Raw genomic sequence first — 23,185 nt, forward strand, 5'->3', positions numbered from 1 at the left:
TGCGGGACCTTGCCCCGGATATCACTTCGCTCATCCGGGCTACGAAGATCTCGTAGGGTGGGCAAAGGCGCAAAGCGCCGTGCCCACCAAGCTTGCTCAGCTCTGTTCATCGAGATGGTGGGCACGTTTCGGTTTGCCCACCCTACGCAACTTGCTTTGATTTCCGCAGAGACATAAGAGGTGGGTTACGCCGAGCGGACTGCGCTTTCGCGCAGCCGCATGGCTAACCCACCCTACGCCACCTACGCACTCTGCTCCACCATCCCCTGCAGCCGCACCAGCTCCGTCTCCAGATCGCGCTCGACATCCGCCGCGCGGATGTCGAGCACCCGATAGTCACGCGCCTCGAGCCACGTCCGCCGCCCTGCGCGGTCGGCCGCGATTGCCTCGCCCTCGCCGGGGTTGACCAGCTCGATCGCGATCCGGTGCGGGAACGAGACGAAGTCCGGGATGTGGCGCCCAACGGGGGTCTGGCGCTTGAACTGACCTGCGAAGCGGCGGTCGCGGGTCAGCGCCTGCCAGAGCAGGCGCTCGGCATCGGTCGGGTTGCGGCGGAGCAGCCGGGCAAGCCCGCGCACGGTCGAGCCGCTGTCGGGCACGCCGCCGCCCTGGCCGTGCTCGGCCAGCAGCGCGCGCAGGCGCGTCGCCTGCTCGCCGTCGAGCACGCCGCCCTTGGCCGGGCCCTTGCGCCCCTCCGCGATCGCCATCACGACGCCATGGAGGGTATGCATGTCCTGCTTGGTCGGCTCCATGCGGCTGAAGATGTTGCGCAGGTTCACCAGCATGGTGTCGCGCTTCTCGGCCGGGCGAAGGAATTCGACCTTGTCGAGCTCGCGCACGAGATTGTCGAAGAAGGCCTGCATCTGGTGCTGCGAGGCGCGCTCGGAGCGCTCGGGCATGGCGTGCGGCAGCTCGCCGGATGTGGCCCGCTTGAACCATTCGTAGCCGACCAGCAGCACGGCCTGCGCGAGGTTGAGCGAGGCAAAGCCGGGATTGACCGGGAAGGTGATGATGCGATTGGAGAGCCCGACCTCCTCGTTGGTCAGCCCCCAGCGCTCCCGGCCGAACAGGATACCGCACCTGCCGCCGGTCGCGACGTGCCCGGCGATCTCGCTGGCTGCGGCCTCCGGCCCGACCACCGGCTTGGCCTGGTCGTGGGGGCGAGCCGTGGTGGCGAACAAGAGGTCGAGATCGGCAACCGCCTGCTCCACGGTGTCGAACAATTCGACCTTTTCCAGAATGTGGTCGGCACCGGCCGCGGCCCGCTGGGCCGCAATGTTGGGCCAGCCGTCCCTGGGGTTGACGATACGCAAGGCGCCGAGCGCGAAATTGCCCATGGCGCGCGCGGCCATGCCGATGTTTTCACCCAGCTGCGGCTCGACCAGGATGACGATGGGACCGTCGAGGGAAAGGCCCGTCTTGCTCTTGTCAGTCCCCGACATCTCGCTTCACTTTCACACTGTCTCTCAAGGCCTTGGCAAGGCGCTCTTAGGAAATGATTCAAGGCGGCCTTTTCGAGTCGGTCTTGGGCCGGCCGGCGCTGCCCGCCTGTCGTTTGCCTGTCCTGACAAAATTCTCAAGGGAAATAACAGGTTGGATTGGACTTTTGAATCTCGCCTGAAACCTCACCCCGCTCCCCGTCTGTGGAAGCTGGATGAGCTAAAAGTGCATAATCACTTGGCTTTCGCCCGCTGCTATCAGGTGCTAAGAGGCGGCGGATATTCACGTGGGCGCCACCGGCGCCGTTCCCAAGAGGGCTTCCCCGATCATGGCTAAAATCAAGGTATCCAATCCCGTCGTCGAGCTCGATGGCGACGAGATGACCCGGATCATCTGGCAGTACATCAAGGACAAGCTGATCAACCCGTTCCTGGATGTCGAGCTGCTCTATTTCGACCTGGGCATGGAGTACCGCGACCGTACCAACGATCAGGTCACCATCGACGCCGCCGAGGCGATCAAGAAGGTCGGCGTCGGCGTCAAGTGCGCCACCATCACCCCGGATGAGGCGCGGGTGAAGGAATTCAACCTCAAGCAGATGTGGAAGTCGCCGAACGGCACCATCCGCAACATCCTCGGCGGCGTGATCTTCCGCGAGCCGATCATCTGCAAGAACGTGCCGCGCCTCGTTCCCGGCTGGACCAAGCCGATCATCATCGGCCGCCATGCCTATGGCGACCAGTACCGCGCAACCGACATCAAGTTCCCGGGCAAGGGCACCCTCTCGCTGAAGTTCGTGGGCGAGGACGGCACCGTGATCGAGAAGGAAGTGTTCAAGGCTCCGGGCGCCGGCGTCGCCATGGAGATGTACAATCTCGACGACTCCATCATCGACTTCGCCCGCGCCTCCTTCAACTATGGCCTCTTGCGCGGCTACCCGGTGTATCTGTCGACCAAGAACACGATTCTGAAGGTCTATGACGGCCGCTTCAAGGACATCTTCCAGGAGATCTTCGACAAGGAGTTCAAGAAGGAGTTCGACGCCAAGGGCCTGACCTACGAGCACCGCCTGATCGACGACATGGTGGCGTCGGCCCTGAAGTGGTCCGGCGGCTATGTCTGGGCCTGTAAGAACTACGACGGCGACGTGCAGTCCGACACGGTCGCGCAGGGCTACGGCTCGCTCGGCCTGATGACCTCGGTGCTGCTCACCCCCGACGGCAAGACCGTGGAAGCAGAAGCGGCCCACGGCACGGTGACCCGCCACTACCGCGAGCACCAGAAGGGCAAGGAGACCTCGACCAACTCGATCGCGTCGATCTTCGCCTGGACCCGTGGCCTCGCCCACCGCGCCAAGCTCGACAACAACGCCGAGCTCGCCAAGTTCGCCACCACGCTGGAGAAGGTCTGCGTCGACACCGTCGAGGCCGGCTACATGACCAAGGACCTCGCGCTCCTGGTCGGCGCCGATCAGCGCTGGCTCTCGACCACCGGCTTCCTGGACAAGGTCGCCGAGAACCTGGTCAAGGCGATGGCGGCGTAAGCCGTCAACCACGCCGTCACTGCGAGCGCACAAGCAATCCAGAATCCCTCCGCGGAAACAATCTGGATTGCTTCGTCGCATCAGCGCAAAATTGCTTCGCAATTTTGTCGCGAGCTCCTTGCAATGACGAGACCTTGCCTGAGGAAGCACCATGCCGACACTCAAGAGCCTTGCTTTTGCGGTCTTGGCCCTGACCGGCACCACCGCGCTCGCCGCAGACCCACTCCCCGACACGATCGCCGCCCCCGGCGAGAGCGTCGTGCTCGGCGTCCACGCCGAGGGCGCGCAGGTCTATGAGTGCAAGGCCGCCGCCGACGGCAAGCTCGCCTGGGCCTTCCGCGAACCGGTCGCGACGCTGCTGTCCGAGGGCAAGACCGTCGGCCGCCACTATGCCGGCCCGAACTGGGAGCTCGCCGACGGCAGCGCCGTGGTCGGCAAGGCCGTCGGCAACGCGCCGGGCGCCGAAGCGGCGGATATCCCCTGGCTGAAGCTCGAGGTCGCCTCCCGACGCGGCAGCGGCACCCTCACGCCCGTCACCACCGTCCAGCGCATCAACACCCATGGCGGCAAGCTCGACGGCGCCTGCGACAAGGCCGGCGAGTTCAGAAGCGCGCCCTACTCGGCCGATTATGTTTTCCTGAAGAAGGACTGACCGCTCAGCGGTCAGTGTCTTCCTTCTCCGCCTGAGCCAGCTCAGCCGCCGCGAGATCGCCGGTGTCGGCGAGCCGCGCCCTGGCGGTGGTATGGACGTGCTCGGCCAGCGTCGGCATGCGCGCGATCAATGCGTGGAAATCCTGGGCGTCGAGCACGAGCAGACGCGTCTTGCGCGTCGCCGTCACCGTGCCGCTGCGTTTTGTCTTGTGCAGCAGTGCGATCTCGCCGAAGAAAGTGCCGTCGGCAAGCCGCACCTGCTGGCTCGGCAGCGCGATCTCGACCTCGCCGGCGGTGATGAAATACATCGACGAGGCGGCATCCCCCCGCCGCACCAGGATCTCGCCCTGCTCGATGGTGCGCGCGCGCAAGAGGCGCATGATGTCGGCGATCTCGGACGCGGACAGATGCGAAAACAGCGGCACCCTCGCCAGCATGCCCCAAGTGACGACGAAGTCGCGCCGCTTCACCTCTTCGGCGAACGCCGAGGAGATGATCGCGACCGGCAGCGCGATCATGGCGAAGCCGCTGATGATAGCGAAGGTGGAGATGAACTTGCCGAGCGGCGTTACCGGCACGACGTCGCCATAGCCGACGGTGCCGAGCGTCACGATCGCCCACCACATCGCCTGCGGGATGGTGCCGAGCTTGTCCGGCTGCACGTCGCGCTCGACGGCGTAGAGCAGCGAGGCAAAGGTCAGGACTGCGCCGATCAGGATGACGATGCAGCCGATCAGCGCGCGCCGCTCGGCATGGACGGCGGCGAGCAGCGAACGCATCGCGGGCGAATAGCGGATCAGCTTGAAGAACGGCAGAACGCCGAGCCCGGCCAGCGCCGCATGCCGGCCCGTGGCGAGCACGATTGCAGCCGGCAGGAACGCCATGAGGTCGATGATGCCGAGCGCGGAGAAGACATAGCCCAGACGGTCGGACAGCGCCGAGCCCTTGCGCGGCGTATGACCCGCCACCGTCCACAGCCGCGCCGCATATTCCAGCGCGAACACGAGGACGGCGAGGATTGCGATCGCGCTGAACAGCGTGTCGAACCGCGCATCCAGCTCCGGCACCGAGGCGAGGATCATCGCGGCCACGTTGAGCACGATGACGCCGATGATCAGCTGGATGAAGCGCGACCCGACCGAATAGGCCAAGGGATCGTGCTCCAGCCATTCGTAGAGGCGATCCCGCAAATCGGGATCCCCAAGCCCACGTCCTCGCGGAACGAGGCGCATGGTGGCCTAAGCGCCTGCCATCGCTTTTTCGATCGCCGCCAGCGCCGCGCTCGCGTTGGCGCCATCGGGGCCGCCGGCCTGCGCCATGTCGGGCCGGCCGCCGCCGCCCTTGCCGCCGAGCGCCTCGGAGGCGACGCGGACGAGGTTCACGGCGTTGAAGCGCGCGGTGAGGTCCGGCGTGACGCCGACCACGACGCCGGCCTTGCCGTCCCCGGTGACGCCGACGATGGCGACCACACCCGAGCCGATCTGCTTCTTGCCGTCGTCGGCAAGGCCCTTGAGATCCTTCATCTCGATGCCCTCGACCGCGCGCGCCATCAGCTTGACGTCGCCGATCTCGCGCACGCCGCTCGCCGCGCCGTTGCCGCCGGATGCGCCGCCGCCCATCGCGAGCTTCTTGCGGGCGTCGGACAGCTCGCGCTCGAGCTTCTTGCGCTCCTCCATCAGCGCGGTGATGCGCGCCGGCACGTCGTCGATGGAGGTGCGCAGTTCGTTTGCCGCGGTCTTCGCCAGCGCCATGGTCTCATTGGCGTGTTTTCGCGCGTAATTGCCCGTCAGCGCCTCGATGCGGCGCACGCCCGAGGCGACCGCGCTCTCGCTCGTCAGCGTGATCAGGCCGATATCGCCGGTGCGCTTGACATGCGTGCCGCCGCAGAGCTCGACCGACCAGCCGAGCACGTTGGCGCCGCGCTCGCGCGCGGTCCTGCCCATGGAGACGACGCGGACCTCGTCCCCATACTTCTCGCCGAACAGCGCGCGCGCCCCGGCCTCGCGGGCCTCATCGACCCCCATGATGCGCGTGGTGACCTCGTCGTTCTCCAGCACCACGTCGTTGGCGATGTCCTCGACGCGGGCAAGCTCCTCCGCCGTGATCGGCTTCGGATGCACGAAGTCGAAGCGCAGGCGGTCGGGTGCGACCATCGAGCCGCGCTGGGCGATGTGGTCGCCGAGCACCTGGCGCAGCGCCTCGTGAATGAGATGCGTCGCCGAGTGATGCGCGCGGATCGAGGAGCGCCTTCCATGATCGACCTCGAGCTGCAGCGCTGTGCCGAGCTTGAGCTCGCCGCTCTCGACGGTGCCCATATGCACGAAGAAATCGCCGAGCTTCTTCTGCGTGTCGGTGACGCGGACCTTGATGCCGCCCTCGCCCGTCAGCACGCCGGTGTCGCCGACCTGGCCGCCAGACTCCGCATAGAACGGCGTCTGGTTCAGCACGATCGCGCCGGTCTCGCCGGCGTTGAGGCTTTCGACTTCCTGGCCGTCCTTGACCAGCGCAGACACCACGCCCTCGGCGCTCTCCGTCTCATAGCCCAGGAACTCGGTGGCCCCGAGCTTTTCGCGCAGCGGGAACCAGATCGCTTCGGAAGCTGCTTCGCCCGACCCCTTCCAGGATTCGCGCGCCTTGGCCTTCTGGCGCTCCATCGCGTCGGTGAAGGCGGACTGGTCGACGCCGATGCCGCGCGACTTCAGCGCGTCCTGCGTCAGGTCGAGCGGGAAGCCGTAGGTGTCGTACAGCGTGAAGGCGACGTCGCCGTCGAACATGTCGCCCTTTTTCAGGGACGCACTCTTCTCGTCCAGGATGGCCAAGCCGCGCGAAAGAGTCTTGCGGAAGCGGGTCTCTTCCAGCCGCAGCGTTTCCTCGATCAGCTTCTCGGCGCGCATCAGGTCGGGATAGGCCTGGCCCATCTCGCGCACCAGCGCCGGGACGAGGCGATGCATCAGGGGCTCCTTGGCCCCGAGCAGCTGCGCATGGCGCATCGCGCGGCGCATGATCCGGCGCAGCACATAGCCGCGGCCCTCGTTCGAGGGCAGCACGCCGTCGGTGACGAGGAACGCGGAGGAGCGCAAGTGGTCGGCGATGACGCGGAACGAGGCAACCGTCTGCTCCTGCGGGCCGCTGCCGAGCGCGGACGAGGTCGCGTCGATCAGGTGGCGGAACAGGTCGGTCTCGAACACGCTCTCGACGCCCTGGAGCACGCAGGCCATGCGCTCCAGGCCCATGCCGGTGTCGATCGAGGGACGCGGCAGATCCACGCGCTCCTCCTTCGTCACCTGCTCGTATTGCATGAACACGAGATTCCAGAATTCGAGGAAGCGATCGCCGTCCTCTTCCGGCGAGCCCGGAGGGCCGCCCCAGATATGCTCGCCGCGATCGATGAAGATCTCCGAGCACGGGCCGCACGGCCCGGTGTCGCCCATCGCCCAGAAATTGTCCGAGGTCGGGATGCGGATGATGCGGTCGTCGGAGAAGCCGGCGATCCTCTTCCACAGGCCCGCCGCCTCGTCGTCGGTGTGATAGACCGTGACGAGCAGCTTGTCCTTCTTCAGCCCGAACTCCCTGGTGATCAGCTTCCAGGCGAGCTCGATCGCGCGCTCCTTGAAGTAGTCGCCGAACGAGAAGTTGCCGAGCATCTCGAAAAAGGTGAGATGGCGCGCGGTGTAGCCGACATTGTCGAGGTCGTTGTGCTTGCCGCCGGCGCGCACGCATTTCTGCGACGTGGTGGCGCGCTGGTAGGGCCGCTTCTCGACGCCGGTAAAAACGTTCTTGAACTGCACCATGCCGGCATTGGTGAACATCAACGTCGGGTCGTTGCGCGGCACCAATGGCGAGGACGGCACGATCTCGTGGCCGTTCTCGGCAAAGAAGTTCAGAAAGGTCGACCTGATCTCGTTGACGCCGCTCATGTTCATCCAATCGGGTGTGCTTGGGCCCGCTCCGCCGTCCAAACCGGAAATTAAGGCTGATATCTGCGGGCCAAAGCGCTTTTAGACAAGGCCAGCTTCGCTGTCCAGAAACTGTGCAAGGAGATCAGAGGGTTGCCGCAGGCGCTCAATCCGGTTGAAAGCCGCTGAAGTCGCGTTGACAGGCTTGGCTGCCCTGTGGTCTCTACCCATCTGTATCGTACGGCCACGTCGGGAGAGACCGGCTTTAGGCAGCCGGCGCCGAAGGAGCAACCGCCCCGGAAACTCTCAGGCAAAAGGACCGCGTGGCTTGACAGCATCTGGAAAGAGGCGCCGACGGGCATAAGACCCGGACTGCGTCCGCCGACGGGATAATACTCTCAGGCACAGCGACAGATGGGGCTTCGACTGGTTTGTCTCGGGGAATCGTCCCCGGGGAACCGCCGAGGACCCCTGTGATGCTTGCGTCAGACAAAAACTCCCTGAAACGTACCCCTCTTTACGACCTCCATGTGTCGCTGGGCGGCAAGATGGTGCCGTTCGCGGGCTATGACATGCCCGTGCAGTACCCCGCCGGCGTGCTGAAGGAGCACCTTCATACCCGGACCGCCACCGGCCTGTTCGACGTCTCCCATATGGGCCAGATCGCGCTCCGGCCGAAGTCGGGCAAGGTCGAGGACGCCGCCCGCGCGCTGGAACGGCTGGTGCCGCAGGACATCGTCGCGATTGCGCCGGGACGGCAGCGCTACGCCCAGTTCACCAACATGCATGGCGGCATCCTGGACGATCTGATGGTCGCCAATTTCGGCGATCACCTGTTCCTGGTGGTCAACGCGGCCTGCAAGGAGCAGGACGAGGCGCATCTGCGCGCGAATCTCTCGGATGACTGCATCATCGATTCGCTGGCCGACCGCGCGCTGGTGGCGCTGCAGGGCCCGAAGGCCGAAGCGGTGCTGGCGAAATTCTGTGCCGAGGCGCCGGCCATGAAATTCATGGACGCTGGCCCGCATGAGGTCGCCGGCATCAAGTGCTTCGTCTCGCGCTCCGGCTACACCGGCGAGGACGGCTTCGAGATCTCGGTTCCCGCAGGCGATGCCGAACGCCTCGCCAAAATGCTGCTGGACGATCCCGACGTGCTGCCGATCGGGCTCGGTGCCCGCGACAGCCTGCGGCTGGAAGCCGGGCTGTGCCTGTATGGCCACGACATCGACACCGCCACAACGCCGGTCGAGGCCGCGCTGGAATGGTCGGTGCAGAAGAGCCGCCGCAGCGACGGTGCCCGTGCCGGCGGTTTTCCCGGTGCCGAAAAGATCCTCGCGCAATTCGACGATGGCGCATCCCGCCGCCGCGTCGGCCTGCGTGCCGAGGGCCGCGCGCCGGTGCGCGAGGGCGCGCTGCTGTTTGCCGACGGCGCGGGCGGCGAGGCAGTCGGAAAGGTCACCTCGGGCGGTTTCGGCCCGAGCCTGAACGCGCCGGTGGCGATGGGCTACGTGCCCGTGGGCCTCGCCACGCTCGGCACAAAACTTTTCGCCGAAGTGCGCGGCCGGCGCCTGCCGCTCGCAGTCGCCGCCATGCCCTTCGTGAAAAACACCTACAAACGCTGACGCATGATCAGATTGAGCACAGCAGGCGGTCCCGCGTTCACTTCTCCCCGGAGGGGAGAGGTGAACAGAGCCCGCGGCTTTCAACCAAACCTCACCGCTTCAGGGAATCGACAATGACCACGACGCTGTACACTTCCGACCATGAATGGCTCGCCATCGACGGCGATACCGCCACGGTCGGCATCACCGACTACGCGCAGCAACAACTCGGCGACGTCGTGTTCGTCGAACTGCCCAAGGTCGGCCGCACCTTGAAGAAGGCCGAAGCCGCCGCCGTCGTGGAATCGGTGAAGGCCGCTTCCGACGTCTACGCACCGATCTCCGGCGAAGTGCTCGAAACCAACGAGGCGCTGGCCGCCGAGCCCGCGCTGGTGAACTCGGATGCGCAGGGCGCGGCCTGGTTCTTCAAGATCAAGATCGCCGACAAAAGCGAGCTCGGCGGCCTCATGGATGAAGCCGCCTACAAGGCACACACGGCTTGAGGACGATGGAGCAAGCGATGACCGCGCACCGTAAATCAAGCGGCGAGACCGCCGCCAGTTTCGTTCGCCGCCACATCGGCCCCTCGGTGCGCGATGTCACCGCAATGCTCGAATCCGTCGCCGCCAAAAGCGTGGACGCGCTGATGGCGGAGACGCTGCCGGCCTCGATCCGGCAGGGATCGCCGCTCGATCTCGGCAAGCCCCTGAGCGAGACCGAGGCGATCGCGCATATGGCCGAGCTCGCCGCGCAGAACCAGGTCTTCACCTCGCTGATCGGCCAGGGCTATTCCGGCACCATCCTGCCCGCGGTGATCCAGCGCAACATCCTGGAAAACCCGGCCTGGTACACGGCCTATACGCCCTACCAGCCCGAGATCAGCCAGGGCCGGCTGGAGGCGCTGTTCAACTTCCAGACCATGATCTGCGACCTCACCGGGCTCGACGTCGCCAACGCCTCGCTGCTGGACGAAGCAACCGCCGCGGCCGAAGCCATGGCGCTCGCCGAGCGGCACTCGCAGGTTGAGGCAAAGGCCTTCTTCGTCGACAAGGACGTGCATCCGCAGACGCTGGCGGTGATGCGCACCCGCGCCGAGCCGCTCGGCTGGAATCTGGTCGTCGGCGATCCACTCACCGATCTCGACAAGGCAGACGTGCTCGGCGCGCTGCTGCAATATCCGGGCTCTTCCGGGGCATTGCGCGATCTCCGCCCCGCGATCGCAGCGCTGAAGGCTAAGGGCGCTCTCGCGATCGTGGCCGCTGACTTGCTCGCGCTGACGCTGATCGCCTCGCCCGGCGAGCTTGGCGCCGATATCGCGATCGGATCCGCACAGCGCTTCGGCGTGCCGATGGGTTATGGTGGTCCGCACGCGGCCTATATGGCGGTGCGCGATGCGTTGAAGCGCTCGCTGCCCGGCCGCATTGTCGGCCTCTCCGTGGATTCGCGCGGCGCGCCGGCCTATCGCCTCGCGCTGCAGACCCGCGAGCAGCACATCCGCCGCGAGAAGGCGACGTCGAACATCTGCACCGCGCAGGTGCTGCTCGCCGTGATCGCCGCGATGTACGCGGTCTATCACGGCCCCGAGGGCCTCTCGCAGATCGCGCGGACCGTGCACCGCCGCACCGCCGTGCTCGCGGCCGGCCTGCGCAAGCTCGGCTTTGCACCGCAATCCGATAGTTTCTTCGACACGCTCAGCGTCGATGCCGGCGCCAAGCGCGCCGAGATCATCGCGCGGGCGGCGGCCGAGAAGATCAATCTCGGCGTCGGTGAAACGGCGCTTCGCGTCGCGCTCGACGAGACCACGACGCCGGCGACGGTGGAAGCAGTCTGGCGCGCCTTCGGCAGCCAGCTTTCCTACGCCGAGTTAGATGCGACCACGCGCGAGGCGCTGCCGGAGGCGCTGAAGCGCACCACCGCCTTCCTCACCCATCCCGTCTTCCACGCGCATCGCTCGGAAACCGAGATGCTGCGCTATATGCGCAAGCTCAGCGATCGCGATCTCGCGCTCGACCGCGCGATGATTCCGCTCGGCTCCTGCACCATGAAGCTGAACGCGACCACCGAGATGATGCCGCTGACCTGGCCGGAGTTCGGCAGCTTGCATCCCTTCGCCCCGCGCGAGCAGGCCAGGGGCTACCACGCGCTGTTCGCGCGGCTGGAAAAATGGCTGTGCGACATCACCGGCTATGACGCGATCTCGCTGCAGCCGAATTCCGGCGCGCAAGGCGAATATGCCGGGCTGCTCGCGATCAGGGGCTATCATGCCGCGCGTGGAGAGAGCCATCGCAAGATCTGCCTGATCCCCTCCTCCGCCCACGGCACCAACCCGGCCTCGGCCGCGATGGTCGGCATGGACGTGGTTGTCGTCGCCTGCGAGAAGAACGGCGACGTCGACGTCAATGACCTCCGCGCCAAGGCGGAAAAGCATTCGAACGATCTCGCCGCGGTCATGATCACCTATCCCTCGACCCATGGCGTGTTCGAGGAGCACATCAGCGAGATCTGCGACATCGTGCACGGCCATGGCGGCCAGGTTTATCTCGACGGCGCCAATCTCAATGCGCAGGTCGGCCTAAGCAGGCCCGGCGACTACGGCGCCGATGTCAGCCACCTCAATCTGCACAAGACCTTCTGCATCCCGCATGGCGGCGGCGGCCCCGGGATGGGCCCGATCGGCGTCAAGGCGCATCTCGCCCCGTTCCTGCCGGGCCATCCCGCAGCGAATGGCGACACGCCTGTCGGGCCGGTCTCGGCCGCGCCGTTCGGGTCGGCCTCGATCCTCACCATCTCCTACATCTACATTTTGATGATGGGCGGTGAAGGATTGAAGCGCGCCACCGAGATCGCGATCCTCAACGCCAACTACATCGCAGCAAGGCTCGATGCGCATTTCCCGGTGCTCTACAAGAACGCGAAGGGCCGAGTCGCCCACGAGTGCATCGTCGACCCGCGGCCCCTGAAGACGACGAGCGGCGTCACGGTCGACGACATCGCAAAACGCCTGATCGATTACGGCTTCCACGCCCCGACCATGAGCTTCCCGGTGCCGGGCACGCTGATGATCGAGCCGACCGAATCGGAATCGAAGGCCGAGCTCGACCGGTTCTGCGATGCCATGATCGCGATCCGCAAGGAGATCGCCGAGGTCGAGGCCGGCCGCTTCAAGATCGAGGCGTCGCCCCTGCGTCACGCTCCGCACACCGTGCACGACATCGCCGATGACGACTGGAAGCGCGCCTACCCCCGCAGCGAGGGCTGCTTCCCCGATGGCGTCTCGCGTACTGACAAGTACTGGTGCCCGGTCGGCCGTGTCGACAACGTCTATGGCGACCGCAACCTGGTGTGCTCCTGCCCGCCGGTGAGCGATTACGCGGAAGCCGCGGAGTAAGACACAACGGAGGTTCCGGAGGGCGGGCAAGCGCAAGCGTGCCTACCACCTTCATCTGCGTTGAAAAAACCGTGGGCACGGCGCTTACGCGCCTTTGCCCACTGAACGCACCTCTAGGGCGCAACCAATGATCGGCTTTCGCGGTCCCATCGCCAGAGCCGTTCGTTGGTGAGTTCAGTCCCACCCCGCCAACGCTTGATCGGGTTGTGGCGCCACATGTCGTCTTCGCGCGCTAGACACCCGAGTTCGGTCAGCGTGACCTTCCACTCGCTCCTGCCGAAGTAGCGGTCCTCATCGTCGAAAGCTGGATCGCCCAACAACACTGGCGGCGCCGAATACGCCCCCAGTTCGAGCAAGGCATCGCGCGCGTCGTCATCATCGAACACGTCGCGAAGCCAACTCGCCTCGCAGACGCGCCTCGCGCCGCCCCAGCCAGTCAGGATCAGACGCTTCATCGCACCACCCGATCAACGCAACGCAAAACGAAACGGGCACCGAAGACGTCGGCAACTCAACGTCCTCAGTGCCCGCTCCTCGCGAAAAACGCTTCGCGTCAAGGCTTACTCTTCCGCCGGCTCCTCGCCGTCGGCATCGCGTTCGGGGGCGCCGGCGAGAATCTGCTCGGCGATCAGGCCGGAGTTCTGGCGGATCGCGGTCTCGATCTTGGCAGTGATGTCGGGGTTGGCCTTCAAAAACGCTTTCGAGTTCTCGCGGCCCTGGCCGAGGCGCTGGCTGTCATAGGAGAACCAGGCGCCGGATTTCTCGACGATGCCGGCCTTGACGCCGAGATCGAGGATCTCACCCATCTTGGAGACGCCCTCGCCGTACATGATGTCGAACTCGACCTGCTTGAAGGGCGGCGCCAGCTTGTTCTTGACCACCTTGACGCGCGTGGTGTTGCCGACCACTTCGTCGCGCTCCTTGATCGCGCCGATGCGGCGGATGTCGAGGCGGACGGAGGCGTAGAATTTCAGCGCGTTGCCGCCGGTGGTGGTCTCGGGCGAGCCGTACATCACGCCGATCTTCATGCGGATCTGGTTGATGAAGATCACCATGGTGTTGGACTTGTTGATCGAGGCCGTCAGCTTGCGCAGCGCCTGGCTCATCAGACGGGCCTGCAGACCCGGCAGCGACTCGCCCATCTCACCCTCGAGCTCGGCCTTCGGCACCAGCGCCGCAACCGAATCAACCACCATCACGTCGACCGCCCCGGAGCGCACCAGGGTGTCGCAGATCTCCAACGCCTGCTCGCCCGTGTCGGGCTGCGAGATCAGGAGTTCGTCGATGTTGACGCCGAGCTTGCGGGCATAGACCGGGTCGAGCGCGTGCTCGGCGTCGATGAAGGCGCAGATGCCGCCCTTCTTCTGGGCTTCGGCCACCGTGTGCAGCGCCAGCGTGGTCTTGCCCGAGGATTCCGGCCCGTAGATCTCGACGATGCGCCCCTTGGGAAGGCCGCCGATGCCAAGCGCGATATCGAGCCCGAGCGAGCCCGAGGACACCGCCTCGATGTCCATGGAGCGGTCGTTCTTGCCCAGCTTCATCACCGAGCCCTTGCCGAATTGGCGCTCGATCTGGGAGAGCGCGGCGGCCAGAGCTTTACTCTTGTCCATGGAAGATCCTTCGACGATACGCAGGGCAGTTGCGGACATTGGGTCGTGCTCCTTATGGCGAGGATTCGCTAGGGGGACAAACGATTGAGAGGCGGGCCGGCGATAAAAAACAATGTACTCCATTTGTTCTAGGTTCGCAATATGTTCTTTTGGGAATTGGGCGCCTTCCCGGATTTGAGCCCTGGTGTCCCAGTTCGTTCTGAGCACTGTCCTAATTTGCAGGACCGTTGACTTGGCTCAACTCGCGCCAGTCGTCTGGCGAGACCGTGAGCCATGGTCGAGACTGCGAAACAGAGCGAGGTGGAAGAGCCCAAGCCGTCCCGGCTGGAGGAGGCGCGGCGGATCATTGAGGAGTACGCCGCTGACCTCCGAGCGCTTCTCAAGATGCTTCGGCGCAAGATGAACTAGGCCAGCGCGGAGGAACGCTCCGTGGCGTCCGAGATTATCCGGCAATGCCGCGGTATTATTTTGACTTGCGAGAGGGCCATCACGTCGCCCCCGATGAAGAGGGGCTCGACCTTCCCGACATGGAAGCCGTTCAGAACGAAGCCGCTCGCGCACTGTCAGATCTGGCAAGAGACACCATTCGAGCGACCGCCGCGTTTGGAGTGGCGCGCAATCTCTCGATTGAGGTCCGCGACGACCAAGGCACCGTGATGCAGGCCCGGTTCCAGTTCGATATCAAGCGACTACAGTAAGGTCGATGCTGTCCGCATTGAGCAACCAGTGTCCCAAGTTGAATCCCGCGGTGTCCGAATTCGCTAGCAACCATTGGTTAATAGGTGCATTGTTCCGGTATCACCGGCCAAGGCTCTGCCGTAGGCGTCGGTGGCTGAGAGACCGATAGCGCTCCCGCCTGCATAGCGAAGGGAGCGCCGTCATGGCCAAAGATCCCCCTATCCGCCGCGTGCGAGATTTGGCTGCCGAGATCGCGCAGCAGAACGACGAGCTCCGCCGCTTGACGGCGGAAGCGGCCGAAGCACTCAAGCTGCCAAGGCCAGACACCTTCCTCGGGCGCAAGACTCATGAGCCGTTCCCGGAGCAAGACCCGATGGAACGCGTGGACATTCAGAACCTCATCCACGGCGAGTTGCAGCCGCCCAAGCAGTAAGGCGGCAGCCCTTTTCCCGCTGGATGAGGGCAAGTAAAATATCGCCCGTCCTTGGCTGACCGGAGGCGGCGCATGGGAACGGGCGACTTGGAATGGCTTGCAGAACAGACCAATGCGAAGCTGGACCGTCTGCGAGCCGGCGCTGAGCGCGAAAGGGAGATGATCCGTCGATCTTTCGAGCTGATCGCCGAGGCCGAGGAACTACTCAGCGTGCCGCCCCCTAAAGTCTGGCGTCCCGAACGAAGCAAGGAGTAAGCCCGCCTCATGTGTGGATGGCCCCCGGCTTGCAAGAATTTTTTGCGTGATGAGCAGTGGTCGCTTGCAGTCATGTGTCCGGCCTTTCTTCGCGGTCGTACATAACCGCTCTGGCCTTGATGGATTCCGCGGATCGAGGCCTTATCAGTTGGCCGGGTTCGAACGCCACTGAGGCGGTCAGGTTTCTCTCGATCCGTCGGGTGACCGACTGTGCCATCACGTGTTTTCACTCTCGCAAGCTGGCGGTACGCCCCTCAGAGGTCAGGCCGCCAATGTCGCATTTCGGCAGGTTTCCTGTCTGCTCAGTTGGCGGCCTCTTTCATTCTGCACGAGCCCCTTCTCGTAACAGCTTGTCGTGGGTTGACTGCAATCGGCCCAACTAGCACGGCCCGAGCAAAGGCTCGATAGCCCTTTGATTGATGCCAGCCTGTCCGGATCTGATCACAGGTGTCCCAGTTTGCTCTGAGGGTGTCCCAACTCTCGGGGGCGTCCTCGAGAAGCTTCGCAGCCTCCTTGATCCAACAACCCGCCTAAAGAACCGAACTGCCTGGTCTTGCGCCGGCGATGCCCGTAACGGTGTTGTGCCGGCGATCGCATTGCTGATGGGCAGCGTCACACACCTGTGGCATGGCCGTTGCACATTGAGTTCAACTGAGATTTCAGCGCTCAGTTAGAGAATAAAGTGCTGCCGGGACGCTTATTTCGAGCCCGGCCGCGCTTTCTCAATCCCCCGTCATAAATCCGTAATTCTGGGGCACCCCTCCTGCTATTCCCGATCTTGGATAGGGATCAGCGACTGAGCGACGGGGAGCGTGAGTGGTGACGGAACCGACCCAGCTCGGCATGGCGCCGAAAGATCGCCTGTTGGACGCAGCCCGCAAAGAGTTGATCGCGTTCGAACGGCGGGAAATGGAGTTCCGCAAGAAGGACCGCGAAGAGCGTGCAGCGGAGCTTCGCCTTCCCTTGGATAGGATCGAGATCCACTGAGGCGACGCCGGCGGTCGTCCCTTCCGTTGATGGCACGAGACAATCGCACGGCGGCCTACTGTGCATGGGGTTGTTTTGCAGCTTTTGCAGGACCTGGGGTCCCGTGGCGGCCCTCCGTCTGCGCGCGGGGGTCCTTGCTGGCCCGGACCGGCCGCGGCCTGCCTGCGTACTACAGCAGCACAAGCAATGCGATGCCGATGACCAACACCACGAAGCCAGCCGCTGTCGCGGCGGCAAATGACCGCTCTACGTTATCCATGATGCCACCCCGTTGCCGGCGTGCCACGTTCCCCCATGGCAGCACCGGACCCCGTGGAATCTTGCCTGCGGCTGTGGCTTGAGTGGTGCGATCGGGTGGCCAAATTGGGACTGGTGCGGGGCCAGTCTGCGGCCTCAGCACTTCTGTCGCTGCCGCGGTCAGAGGTCTGTAAGCCAACGCGCCTGGTGTCGATGAGCCCGGTGGACCAACAGCGGGCCTCCATACCAGTCGACGACCCCGCTCTCACCGAGCGGGGTTTTCTGTTTGCGAGCCCGTGCGCGGTGAGCCGGTGCGGATCCTGATTGCGAGCCTGTCAGGTTGCCGTAAGCTCAGCCGGTTAAGGTCTTTCCGCTTATGGTGTTGCAGCCCAGCACCTCAGCCTCCAATAACCTCTGCCCGCTTGGCTCTCCCCGAGCGGGTTTTTTTCATGCGCGCCGACCGTTCACGCGCCGCGCTTCTCCCGCGTCAGCCGCAGCGAGAAGGCACGGATCGCGGGCGCCGCCAGCAGCACCATGGGCAGCATCGCGGCCCATGCGATCAGCCACGACACCATCCAGTGCCGAACGAACAGCATCGCGCCATCGGCGGGAAAGCTGGCGATTCCCGCCGCGATCAGCGAGGTCAATCCGGACTGGATGGCGCCGAAGACGGAATGACTGTAACGGCGGGGAATACCGAGCATGACGCGCCTTGTGCTTGCCGTCATGCGGCCCAGCAAGGCACGTGCCGCGTCGCACACAAAGAGCCGAGCTTTTTGCAACCGGAGACTGATCTGGATCAAGACTCTCCTGCAGCACCAGGATTAGACTGGCTCCGTGGTTCTCCGGCCATGAACAAAGTTCCTGGCCGCGCGGTGACGTGCGCGCTTTCGATATTTCCAGCATGTTTTCAGTGATCGGGGGTGAATCGTGGGAGGTGACCATGAATCACAGGGGTGTTGAGTTCACCGTCGCCAAGACTGCAATTCCCGGAGTCTGGCAGTGGCAGTTTCGCATCGGGGAGCAGGTCAAGTCCGGCAAGACCGAGACCAAGATCGACCTGTTGGCGATCAGGCGGGTGCAGCTGCGCATCGATCGGGAGCTGAAGGCCATCGGGCGCATGTCCTCCGTAGACGCCCGGAATTGATCTGCCGCGGGTTTGGGATTGCACTCCCCGCCCGTGGCCTTGGGAGGCGGGGCCTTCACGCGCGACCGGTGCCAGCCATGCCGCTCTATTTCTTCCGAATCCGCAACGGCCGCTATTCCGGCTGTGCGGACCAGGCGACGGAATTTTCCGATCGCGATTCCGCCTGGAAGGAGATGACCAGCGTCTGCGCCGACATGGCCGCCGGGATCGCCCGCAAGCTGCAGGAAAATTCCGAGTGGCACATGGAGCTCTTGGACGAGGCCAAGGAGCCGGTGTTCCGTATCCGCATCGTCGCCGAGACGCTGGACCAGACGTAGGGCGCGCGCCCCGTCAATCGGCGCTGGGCAGCCGCCGCATGGTGAATTCGATCTCGCCGCCGGGCAGTTCGCGCCAAGTCTCGACCGCGCTCATATAGCCGGCCTTGGGGTAACGGGCGAAGAAGGCCTCTGCCCTCGCCCGCGCCGCCGCACGCGGCAGCGTAAAGGTCTCGCGCAGATAGCCGTCACTGGCGCGCCCGCCCGGCGCGTTGCCGCCGCTCTTGCGCCGGCGCGCCATCCGCTCGGCGAGGTCCCGTGGACGGTCGGCCATCAATTGCCCTCCTCTACGCAATACCTGCGCTCAATGTAGGGAGTGGCGGGGTCAAGGAGGAGTCCCGGCCGGAAGCATGTCGCCTCCGGCCGAAAGGCTCAGTTCGCGGTTGTGCCGGTCTTGGTCTTTTTGGGCGCGCTGGTGGCGGCGCTCAATGTAGGGAGTGGCGGGGTCAAGGAGGAGTCCCGGCCGGAAGCATGTCGCCTCCGGCCGAAAGGCTCAGTTCGCGGTTGTGCCGGTCTTGGTCTTTTTGGGCGCGCTGGTGGCGGCCGCTTTCGGCGCCGCCGGCTGCTTCGGCGGATCGGAGCGCATGCCGCCCCAGGGGTCGTTCGAAGCCTTGGCGTCCGGAATCTTCTTCAGCGTCTCCTTGTAGGCCTTGTCACGCTCGGCTTCCGCAGCCTTCTCCTCCGGTGTCTTGCCCGGACCTTCCTGCAGCAGATTGAGATTGGGCATTTGCGCGTAGGCCGGTCCCGCCAGCACGGCCAGCACCGCGGCCAAACGGAAAAGCTTCATCTTTGACTCCTCAGATCATTTCATGGAGGCGCGGATCGCCGTGCCTTGTCATCCCAGCGGGGCCGCTGGGCCGCAGGGACGGCTAGGATCGGCACGATTTCGGCGCGTGCACCCAGTCGTCCCATATCGGGCCGCACTTGGTGCAGCCGTTCAGCGCAAGACCGAGCGCTACCAGACAAAAGACGAGGACATACCGACGCAACATTCGCCCACCCGTACCCAACCACGGGCATCATATCGGGCCAAGTCAGGCATTTTCAAGCCGACGGGACCGCCGCCGGGCGGGTGACTTTACCGCGCCGATGCGGGCAGAATGTCCGAAACATCCGGCAACAACGGAGGAAACCACAGCAATGCCATCGCAGCCAGAAGCCGAGTTCGGCATCAGTGAGGCCAGACGCATCCTCGGCGAGGTCTTCGCGCCCTGGGTCCAGGATCTCAACCTCTCGGTCGAGCGCATCGAGCACGTGCCGCCGCCGGATGAGCCCGACTGGCAGCCGGGCGCGCTGCTGCGCATGCCGTTCTCAAACCGGCTGTGCCGGAACGGCGGCGTGGTCTGCGGCCAGGCCCTGATGGCGTTCGCAGACACCGCGATGGTGATCGCCATCCTTGCCGCCAATCGCGGCTATCGCCCGATGACGACGGTCGACCAGACCACGCATTTCATGCGCGCAGTCTCCTCCTCGGACGTGCTCGCCGAGGCCCGCGTGGTGCGGCTCGGACGCACCATGAGCTTCGGCCGCGTCACGCTGCTGTCAGCCGCCGACAACAAGCCTGTCGCGATGGTGTCGAGTGCATTCGCGATGCTGCCGGGCTGAGCCTCGTCCCAAAAGAAGAGAGCCCGAGGCCTGCTACGATGGCGGCGACGCCAGCGCAGGCCGACGATCACGAGCGTGATGATCGCGAGCGTGATCGCCGCCGTCGCCGCAACAAATCGTCCGCCCGGCCGATCGGTCGTGCGCGACCAGAGCGAAGGCGCCTCGCCCGGCCGCGCCAGGCGGAACGCAACGACGCTGTCGCCGATCGATGTGCCGGCCTCGGAATGACCGCCGGCACCGATCGCGACATATTGCTCGCCCTTCCAGAGATAGGTCATGGGATTGGCGACGCCCGGCACCGGCAGCCGCCCCTGCCACAGCTCCCTGCCGCTACGCGCATCGAACGCTCGCAGATAGGCGTCCATCGCACCGGTGAAGACGAGACCGCCCGCCGTGACCGCGAGTCCGTTGACCAGCGGCGCGCCCCAGGGCAGTGGCACGCCGAGCGGCGCCAGATCCTCGGTGGTGCCGACAGTCGAACGCCAGAGAATCTTGCCCGCCTTCAGATCGACCGCCACCATCTCGCCCCAGGGCGGCCTGTTGCAGAGAAGGCCGAGCGGCGACATCACCACCGCACGCGACATCGCGAACGGCGCGCCGCGCTGCCGGCCGAAATCATGACCTGGCGGCGGATTGAAGCCGGCGGCTTCCGCGCGCGGCATCAGCCTAATGAGATGAACCGCACGGCTGGTGTTGGCGTAGAGGATCTGGTGGATCGGATCGAAGGCCGCGCTGCCCCAGTTCACACCGCCGCCGGTGAAGGGAAATTCCAAGGTGCCCTGCACCGAGGGCGGCGTGTACAGGCCTTCGTTGCGCGCGTCCGCGAACTGGCGTTCGCATGACGAGCGTCGCAAGCCCGATAGCAGCGAACGCGCATCATCGGTCGAGATCGACTGCGAGGTCAGCACCGGCACATGCGTCGGGAACGGCTGGGTCGGCGACAATCTCTCGCCGTCCGCGCCACCTTGCGGCACCGCGCGCTCCTCGACCGGCCACACCGGCTTGCCGGTGTCGCGGTCGAGCACGAAGACAAAACCCTGCTTGGTCGGCTGGATCACGACGTCGCGCTGACCGCCACCGGTGTCGAGACGCGTCAGCGTCGGCTGCGCCGGCAGATCGTAATCCCAGACGTCGTGATGCACGGCCTGGAAGGCCCATACGAACTCGCCGGTCTCGATGCGCAGGGCGACCACCGAATTGGCATGCTCGTTGTTGCCCGGTCGCTTGCCGCCCCAAAAGTCCGGCGACGGCGAGGTCGTGGGCAAGAACACGAGCCCGCGCGTCTCGTCGACCGACATCGGTGCCCAGACATTGGCGTGGCCGGCCTCGATGCCCTCGCGCTCGAGGGGCTCGAAGGTCCAGCGCGGCTCGCCGCTCCGCGCATCGAATGCGCGCACCATGCCGCTCGGCGCATCGACGCGGCTGTTGTCGCCGACCGCGGAGCCGACCACGACGACGCCGCGGCCGACCGCCGGAGGCGAGGTGATCTGGAATTCGCCGGGCCATTCCAGCCGCATGCCGATTTCGAGCTTGATCTCGCCGCCCTTGCCGAAACCGGCACAAGGAATTCCCGTCTTCGCGTCGAGCGCAATCAGGCGGACGTCGTTCGTGCCCATGAAGATCCGCGATCGGCAAGCGGCACTCGCAGGCGCCTGGTCATCGACCCAGTACGTGACACCGCGGCAGACGTAGCGGTTGGCGGGACGCTATTGGTCGCGATCTTCGGATCGAAGCGCCATTTCTGCGCGCCGGTGCCTGGATCGAGCGCGATCACCTCGTTGAAGGGCGAGCAGAAGATCAGGCTGTCCTCGACGAATAGCGGCGTCGCCTGGAATTTGGTTCGCCGCATCACGTCGGGCGGGCGCGCAGCGAGATCGCCGGTTCGGAATTCGAAGGCGCGAACGAGTTGGCCGACATTGTGGGGCGTGATCTCTCGCAATGGCGAGAAGCGCGAGCCGCCGGCATCGCCGCCCCAACTCTCCCAGGCCGCGCACGGGGGCATCGCAAGCAACAAGAGCGCAACGAGCGCTGGCGAGATTCGCAGGCGGGTCCGCAAACGCCCGCCTCCCCCTATTTCGGCTTCTTGGCCGGTTCGCTCGGGCGGGCCCCGCCCCACGGATCGTACTTTTCCTTGGGCTCGGGAATGCGCTCGAGCGCGGCCTTGTAGGCTTTCTCGTCGACCTTCGGCTTGTTGTCCGCGGGCTTGGCGCCCTCATTGGGTTGGCGGCGAACTTGCGCCTCGGCCGAGCCGCACGCCAGCGCCAGCACCGCAGCCGCTATGACCAAGATCTTCATTGATGCATATCCCCTCGCGAGGGGTACAACCTAGCCTGCAATCCTGTAATAGCAATGCCGCGGGTTCGGCGCCTTTCAGCAAATTTTGATCGGGGCGGACTTCGCCGGATCGCATTCGTGCCTATCTGTTCGCCCGCGGGGGGACCTTCACGAATGTTGCGGATCATTGCCAATGCGGCGCTGCTGGCCGGCGCGCTCGCGCTCGGTGCTTGCGGCTTTGCCGACAGCCGGGCGCCGGTGCCCGAATTCATGCGCATCAAGGAAGCCGAGCAGCCTCCGCCGGAGCCGCCTCCGGACGTCAAGCGTCTGGTGCGCGAGCAGATCGACGTGGTATTTCTCACCACGTCCTATCCACGCGAGGTTCATGTCGCCCCGCCCCATCACGAGGTGCGGGGACCGGGTTGGACTGCCTGCGTCCGCGCGCAGCTCACCTCCGCAACCGGCACGCCACTCGGCGCACAGACCTACATCGTGACGATCAACGGCGGAAAGGTCGTCGATCGCCGGCGGGCCGAAGCCGACGACATTTGCGGGACCGAGACTTACGAGCCGATCTAGGAACAAACGGCCGTTAACGAAGGTGCGGTTCCGGGAAAAACCAGCATGGCAGGCGGGAACGATCACCGCCTCCTCTTCTTGTTACCGCCGAGGGCAGTTTTGGAGGAGGTCATGATGAGGACGTTGACTATTGCGCTGTTGGCGGGCGTTGGTGCTTTGGCCGCCGCATCGGGCGCGAAGGCTTCGGATATCTACACGAGCAGCGAGTATGCCAATCCGGATCTCGTCCAGCAGGTGCGACTTGTCTGCGACGACGACGGCCGGTGCTATCGCACGCGCGGCGGTTCGCGTGTTATCGTGCGCGATTCCTATAATTACATGCCGCGCGAGCGCTATTACGAGCGCCGGATGTATCACCGCGATTGGGATGACGGCCCGCGCGCCGGCGTCGGCATTCGCACACCTGGCGTCAGCGTCGGTGTGGGCGTCGGTGACGACCGCTGGTGATCGGTGAAGCCTTGATGAACAGGACCGGACGAGCATGTCTCGTCCGGTCGATTTTCTACGAAAGAAACCGGCGTCAGGCGGCGACGGATTTCCGCTGGAA

The 23,185-nt window shown here is 65.1% G+C and carries 24 protein-coding genes, 1 pseudogene and 1 riboswitch; of the genes and pseudogenes, 15 read left to right on the top strand and 10 right to left on the bottom strand.

What is annotated here, in order from left to right:
* Positions 1 to 242 precede the first annotated feature (242 nt).
* The gene (locus ACNJYB_RS25405) at positions 243 to 1,442 is read right to left on the bottom strand and encodes a TrmJ/YjtD family RNA methyltransferase (protein WP_439369178.1); all 1,200 of its coding nucleotides are present in this window, start codon (positions 1,440 to 1,442) and stop codon (positions 243 to 245) included.
* A 326-nt stretch (positions 1,443 to 1,768) separates the two neighbouring features.
* Between ACNJYB_RS25405 and ACNJYB_RS25410 the strand changes: the two genes are divergently transcribed.
* Positions 1,769 to 2,983: an NADP-dependent isocitrate dehydrogenase gene (locus ACNJYB_RS25410; RefSeq protein ID WP_439369180.1), complete on the top strand. Its 1,215-nt coding sequence runs from the start codon at positions 1,769 to 1,771 to the stop codon at positions 2,981 to 2,983.
* A gap of 151 nt (positions 2,984 to 3,134) precedes the next feature.
* A complete protein-coding gene (locus ACNJYB_RS25415; RefSeq protein ID WP_439369182.1) occupies positions 3,135 to 3,635 on the top strand; it encodes a DUF3455 domain-containing protein in 501 nt (166 codons plus the stop codon).
* A 4-nt stretch (positions 3,636 to 3,639) separates the two neighbouring features.
* On the opposite strand, the gene ACNJYB_RS25420 is transcribed toward ACNJYB_RS25415, so the two are convergent.
* Complete coding sequence (locus ACNJYB_RS25420; protein ID WP_439369184.1) at positions 3,640 to 4,866, bottom strand: cyclic nucleotide-gated ion channel; 1,227 nt, start codon at positions 4,864 to 4,866, stop codon at positions 3,640 to 3,642.
* Positions 4,867 to 4,872: 6 nt separating this feature from the next.
* Positions 4,873 to 7,551: an alanine--tRNA ligase gene (alaS, locus tag ACNJYB_RS25425; RefSeq protein WP_439369186.1), complete on the bottom strand. Its 2,679-nt coding sequence runs from the start codon at positions 7,549 to 7,551 to the stop codon at positions 4,873 to 4,875.
* 219 nt (positions 7,552 to 7,770) lie between these two features.
* Positions 7,771 to 7,861, top strand: a riboswitch (glycine riboswitch).
* Between the two features lie 145 nt (positions 7,862 to 8,006).
* Between alaS and gcvT the strand changes: the two genes are divergently transcribed.
* From gcvT to gcvP, 3 genes are all read left to right on the top strand, one after another.
* Entirely contained in the window at positions 8,007 to 9,152 is a 1,146-nt protein-coding gene (gene gcvT, locus ACNJYB_RS25430; RefSeq protein ID WP_439369188.1) for a glycine cleavage system aminomethyltransferase GcvT, read from the top strand.
* A 113-nt stretch (positions 9,153 to 9,265) separates the two neighbouring features.
* Positions 9,266 to 9,634 carry a glycine cleavage system protein GcvH gene (gene gcvH / locus ACNJYB_RS25435; RefSeq protein WP_439369190.1) on the top strand — a complete coding sequence of 123 codons (369 nt, stop codon included), beginning with the start codon at positions 9,266 to 9,268 and terminating at the stop codon, positions 9,632 to 9,634.
* Between the two features lie 17 nt (positions 9,635 to 9,651).
* Positions 9,652 to 12,519 carry an aminomethyl-transferring glycine dehydrogenase gene (gene gcvP / locus ACNJYB_RS25440; RefSeq protein WP_439369192.1) on the top strand — a complete coding sequence of 956 codons (2,868 nt, stop codon included), beginning with the start codon at positions 9,652 to 9,654 and terminating at the stop codon, positions 12,517 to 12,519.
* Positions 12,520 to 12,632: 113 nt separating this feature from the next.
* On the opposite strand, the gene ACNJYB_RS25445 is transcribed toward gcvP, so the two are convergent.
* Complete coding sequence (locus ACNJYB_RS25445) at positions 12,633 to 12,974, bottom strand: hypothetical protein (protein ID WP_439369193.1); 342 nt, start codon at positions 12,972 to 12,974, stop codon at positions 12,633 to 12,635.
* Between the two features lie 105 nt (positions 12,975 to 13,079).
* Complete coding sequence (gene recA, locus ACNJYB_RS25450) at positions 13,080 to 14,168, bottom strand: recombinase RecA (protein ID WP_439369195.1); 1,089 nt, start codon at positions 14,166 to 14,168, stop codon at positions 13,080 to 13,082.
* Positions 14,169 to 14,402: 234 nt separating this feature from the next.
* Between recA and ACNJYB_RS25455 the strand changes: the two genes are divergently transcribed.
* The 5 genes from ACNJYB_RS25455 to ACNJYB_RS25475 all read left to right on the top strand — a co-directional run bounded on the left by ACNJYB_RS25455 (position 14,403) and on the right by ACNJYB_RS25475 (position 16,482).
* Complete coding sequence (locus tag ACNJYB_RS25455; RefSeq protein WP_439369197.1) at positions 14,403 to 14,537, top strand: hypothetical protein; 135 nt, start codon at positions 14,403 to 14,405, stop codon at positions 14,535 to 14,537.
* Between the two features lie 44 nt (positions 14,538 to 14,581).
* Positions 14,582 to 14,827, top strand: a complete 246-nt coding sequence (locus ACNJYB_RS25460) for a DUF6894 family protein (protein ID WP_439369199.1) — start codon at positions 14,582 to 14,584, stop codon at positions 14,825 to 14,827.
* A 182-nt stretch (positions 14,828 to 15,009) separates the two neighbouring features.
* A complete protein-coding gene (locus tag ACNJYB_RS25465) occupies positions 15,010 to 15,240 on the top strand; it encodes a hypothetical protein (protein WP_439369201.1) in 231 nt (76 codons plus the stop codon).
* Between the two features lie 72 nt (positions 15,241 to 15,312).
* A complete protein-coding gene (locus ACNJYB_RS25470) occupies positions 15,313 to 15,495 on the top strand; it encodes a hypothetical protein (protein ID WP_439369203.1) in 183 nt (60 codons plus the stop codon).
* An 816-nt stretch (positions 15,496 to 16,311) separates the two neighbouring features.
* Positions 16,312 to 16,482, top strand: coding sequence for a hypothetical protein (locus ACNJYB_RS25475; RefSeq protein ID WP_439375799.1), 171 nt, complete (start codon positions 16,312 to 16,314; stop codon positions 16,480 to 16,482).
* A 701-nt stretch (positions 16,483 to 17,183) separates the two neighbouring features.
* Here the strand turns inward: ACNJYB_RS25475 and ACNJYB_RS25480 are convergent.
* Entirely contained in the window at positions 17,184 to 17,423 is a 240-nt protein-coding gene (locus ACNJYB_RS25480; protein ID WP_439375645.1) for a DUF2798 domain-containing protein, read from the bottom strand.
* Between the two features lie 239 nt (positions 17,424 to 17,662).
* On the opposite strand from ACNJYB_RS25480, the gene ACNJYB_RS25485 reads away from it, so the two are divergent.
* Positions 17,663 to 17,866 carry a hypothetical protein gene (locus ACNJYB_RS25485; protein WP_439369205.1) on the top strand — a complete coding sequence of 68 codons (204 nt, stop codon included), beginning with the start codon at positions 17,663 to 17,665 and terminating at the stop codon, positions 17,864 to 17,866.
* A 77-nt stretch (positions 17,867 to 17,943) separates the two neighbouring features.
* Entirely contained in the window at positions 17,944 to 18,183 is a 240-nt protein-coding gene (locus ACNJYB_RS25490) for a DUF6894 family protein (protein WP_439369206.1), read from the top strand.
* A 13-nt stretch (positions 18,184 to 18,196) separates the two neighbouring features.
* On the opposite strand, the gene ACNJYB_RS25495 is transcribed toward ACNJYB_RS25490, so the two are convergent.
* Together ACNJYB_RS25495 and ACNJYB_RS25500 are read right to left on the bottom strand one after the other, a co-directional pair.
* Complete coding sequence (locus tag ACNJYB_RS25495) at positions 18,197 to 18,454, bottom strand: hypothetical protein (protein ID WP_439369207.1); 258 nt, start codon at positions 18,452 to 18,454, stop codon at positions 18,197 to 18,199.
* Between the two features lie 219 nt (positions 18,455 to 18,673).
* On the bottom strand, positions 18,674 to 18,967 hold the full coding sequence (locus tag ACNJYB_RS25500) for a hypothetical protein (protein ID WP_439369208.1): 294 nt from the start codon (positions 18,965 to 18,967) through the stop codon (positions 18,674 to 18,676).
* A gap of 353 nt (positions 18,968 to 19,320) precedes the next feature.
* Between ACNJYB_RS25500 and ACNJYB_RS25505 the strand changes: the two genes are divergently transcribed.
* Positions 19,321 to 19,785, top strand: coding sequence for a PaaI family thioesterase (locus tag ACNJYB_RS25505; protein WP_439369210.1), 465 nt, complete (start codon positions 19,321 to 19,323; stop codon positions 19,783 to 19,785).
* Between the two features lie 35 nt (positions 19,786 to 19,820).
* On the opposite strand, the pseudogene ACNJYB_RS25510 reads toward ACNJYB_RS25505, so the two are convergent.
* Positions 19,821 to 21,787 (bottom strand): annotated as a pseudogene (locus ACNJYB_RS25510) (pyrroloquinoline quinone-dependent dehydrogenase); the annotation flags it as partial.
* 68 nt (positions 21,788 to 21,855) lie between these two features.
* Entirely contained in the window at positions 21,856 to 22,080 is a 225-nt protein-coding gene (locus tag ACNJYB_RS25515) for a hypothetical protein (protein WP_439369211.1), read from the bottom strand.
* Between the two features lie 153 nt (positions 22,081 to 22,233).
* On the opposite strand from ACNJYB_RS25515, the gene ACNJYB_RS25520 reads away from it, so the two are divergent.
* Together ACNJYB_RS25520 and ACNJYB_RS25525 are read left to right on the top strand one after the other, a co-directional pair.
* On the top strand, positions 22,234 to 22,638 hold the full coding sequence (locus tag ACNJYB_RS25520) for a hypothetical protein (RefSeq protein WP_439369213.1): 405 nt from the start codon (positions 22,234 to 22,236) through the stop codon (positions 22,636 to 22,638).
* A gap of 111 nt (positions 22,639 to 22,749) precedes the next feature.
* The gene (locus ACNJYB_RS25525; RefSeq protein WP_439369214.1) at positions 22,750 to 23,085 is read left to right on the top strand and encodes a hypothetical protein; all 336 of its coding nucleotides are present in this window, start codon (positions 22,750 to 22,752) and stop codon (positions 23,083 to 23,085) included.
* Positions 23,086 to 23,185: the final 100 nt, after the last annotated feature.

It is taken from the genome of Bradyrhizobium sp. SMVTL-02 (assembly GCF_051853005.1).
Classification (GTDB): domain Bacteria; phylum Pseudomonadota; class Alphaproteobacteria; order Rhizobiales; family Xanthobacteraceae; genus Bradyrhizobium.

Coding starts and splice junctions, on each gene's coding strand:
- ACNJYB_RS25465 (WP_439369201.1), top strand. CDS start 15,010: ATGGCCAAAGATCCCCCTATCCGCCGCGTGCGAGATTTGGCTGCCGAG.
- gcvH (WP_439369190.1), top strand. CDS start 9,266: ATGACCACGACGCTGTACACTTCCGACCATGAATGGCTCGCCATCGAC.
- ACNJYB_RS25405 (WP_439369178.1), bottom strand. CDS start 1,442: ATGTCGGGGACTGACAAGAGCAAGACGGGCCTTTCCCTCGACGGTCCC.
- ACNJYB_RS25415 (WP_439369182.1), top strand. CDS start 3,135: ATGCCGACACTCAAGAGCCTTGCTTTTGCGGTCTTGGCCCTGACCGGC.
- ACNJYB_RS25480 (WP_439375645.1), bottom strand. CDS start 17,423: ATGCTCGGTATTCCCCGCCGTTACAGTCATTCCGTCTTCGGCGCCATC.
- ACNJYB_RS25460 (WP_439369199.1), top strand. CDS start 14,582: ATGCCGCGGTATTATTTTGACTTGCGAGAGGGCCATCACGTCGCCCCC.
- ACNJYB_RS25470 (WP_439369203.1), top strand. CDS start 15,313: ATGGGAACGGGCGACTTGGAATGGCTTGCAGAACAGACCAATGCGAAG.
- ACNJYB_RS25455 (WP_439369197.1), top strand. CDS start 14,403: ATGGTCGAGACTGCGAAACAGAGCGAGGTGGAAGAGCCCAAGCCGTCC.
- recA (WP_439369195.1), bottom strand. CDS start 14,168: ATGTCCGCAACTGCCCTGCGTATCGTCGAAGGATCTTCCATGGACAAG.
- gcvT (WP_439369188.1), top strand. CDS start 8,007: ATGCTTGCGTCAGACAAAAACTCCCTGAAACGTACCCCTCTTTACGAC.
- ACNJYB_RS25515 (WP_439369211.1), bottom strand. CDS start 22,080: ATGAAGATCTTGGTCATAGCGGCTGCGGTGCTGGCGCTGGCGTGCGGC.
- ACNJYB_RS25445 (WP_439369193.1), bottom strand. CDS start 12,974: ATGAAGCGTCTGATCCTGACTGGCTGGGGCGGCGCGAGGCGCGTCTGC.
- ACNJYB_RS25495 (WP_439369207.1), bottom strand. CDS start 18,454: ATGGCCGACCGTCCACGGGACCTCGCCGAGCGGATGGCGCGCCGGCGC.
- ACNJYB_RS25520 (WP_439369213.1), top strand. CDS start 22,234: ATGTTGCGGATCATTGCCAATGCGGCGCTGCTGGCCGGCGCGCTCGCG.
- alaS (WP_439369186.1), bottom strand. CDS start 7,551: ATGAGCGGCGTCAACGAGATCAGGTCGACCTTTCTGAACTTCTTTGCC.
- ACNJYB_RS25490 (WP_439369206.1), top strand. CDS start 17,944: ATGCCGCTCTATTTCTTCCGAATCCGCAACGGCCGCTATTCCGGCTGT.
- ACNJYB_RS25420 (WP_439369184.1), bottom strand. CDS start 4,866: ATGCGCCTCGTTCCGCGAGGACGTGGGCTTGGGGATCCCGATTTGCGG.
- ACNJYB_RS25410 (WP_439369180.1), top strand. CDS start 1,769: ATGGCTAAAATCAAGGTATCCAATCCCGTCGTCGAGCTCGATGGCGAC.
- ACNJYB_RS25485 (WP_439369205.1), top strand. CDS start 17,663: ATGAATCACAGGGGTGTTGAGTTCACCGTCGCCAAGACTGCAATTCCC.
- ACNJYB_RS25505 (WP_439369210.1), top strand. CDS start 19,321: ATGCCATCGCAGCCAGAAGCCGAGTTCGGCATCAGTGAGGCCAGACGC.
- gcvP (WP_439369192.1), top strand. CDS start 9,652: ATGACCGCGCACCGTAAATCAAGCGGCGAGACCGCCGCCAGTTTCGTT.
- ACNJYB_RS25500 (WP_439369208.1), bottom strand. CDS start 18,967: ATGAAGCTTTTCCGTTTGGCCGCGGTGCTGGCCGTGCTGGCGGGACCG.
- ACNJYB_RS25525 (WP_439369214.1), top strand. CDS start 22,750: ATGATGAGGACGTTGACTATTGCGCTGTTGGCGGGCGTTGGTGCTTTG.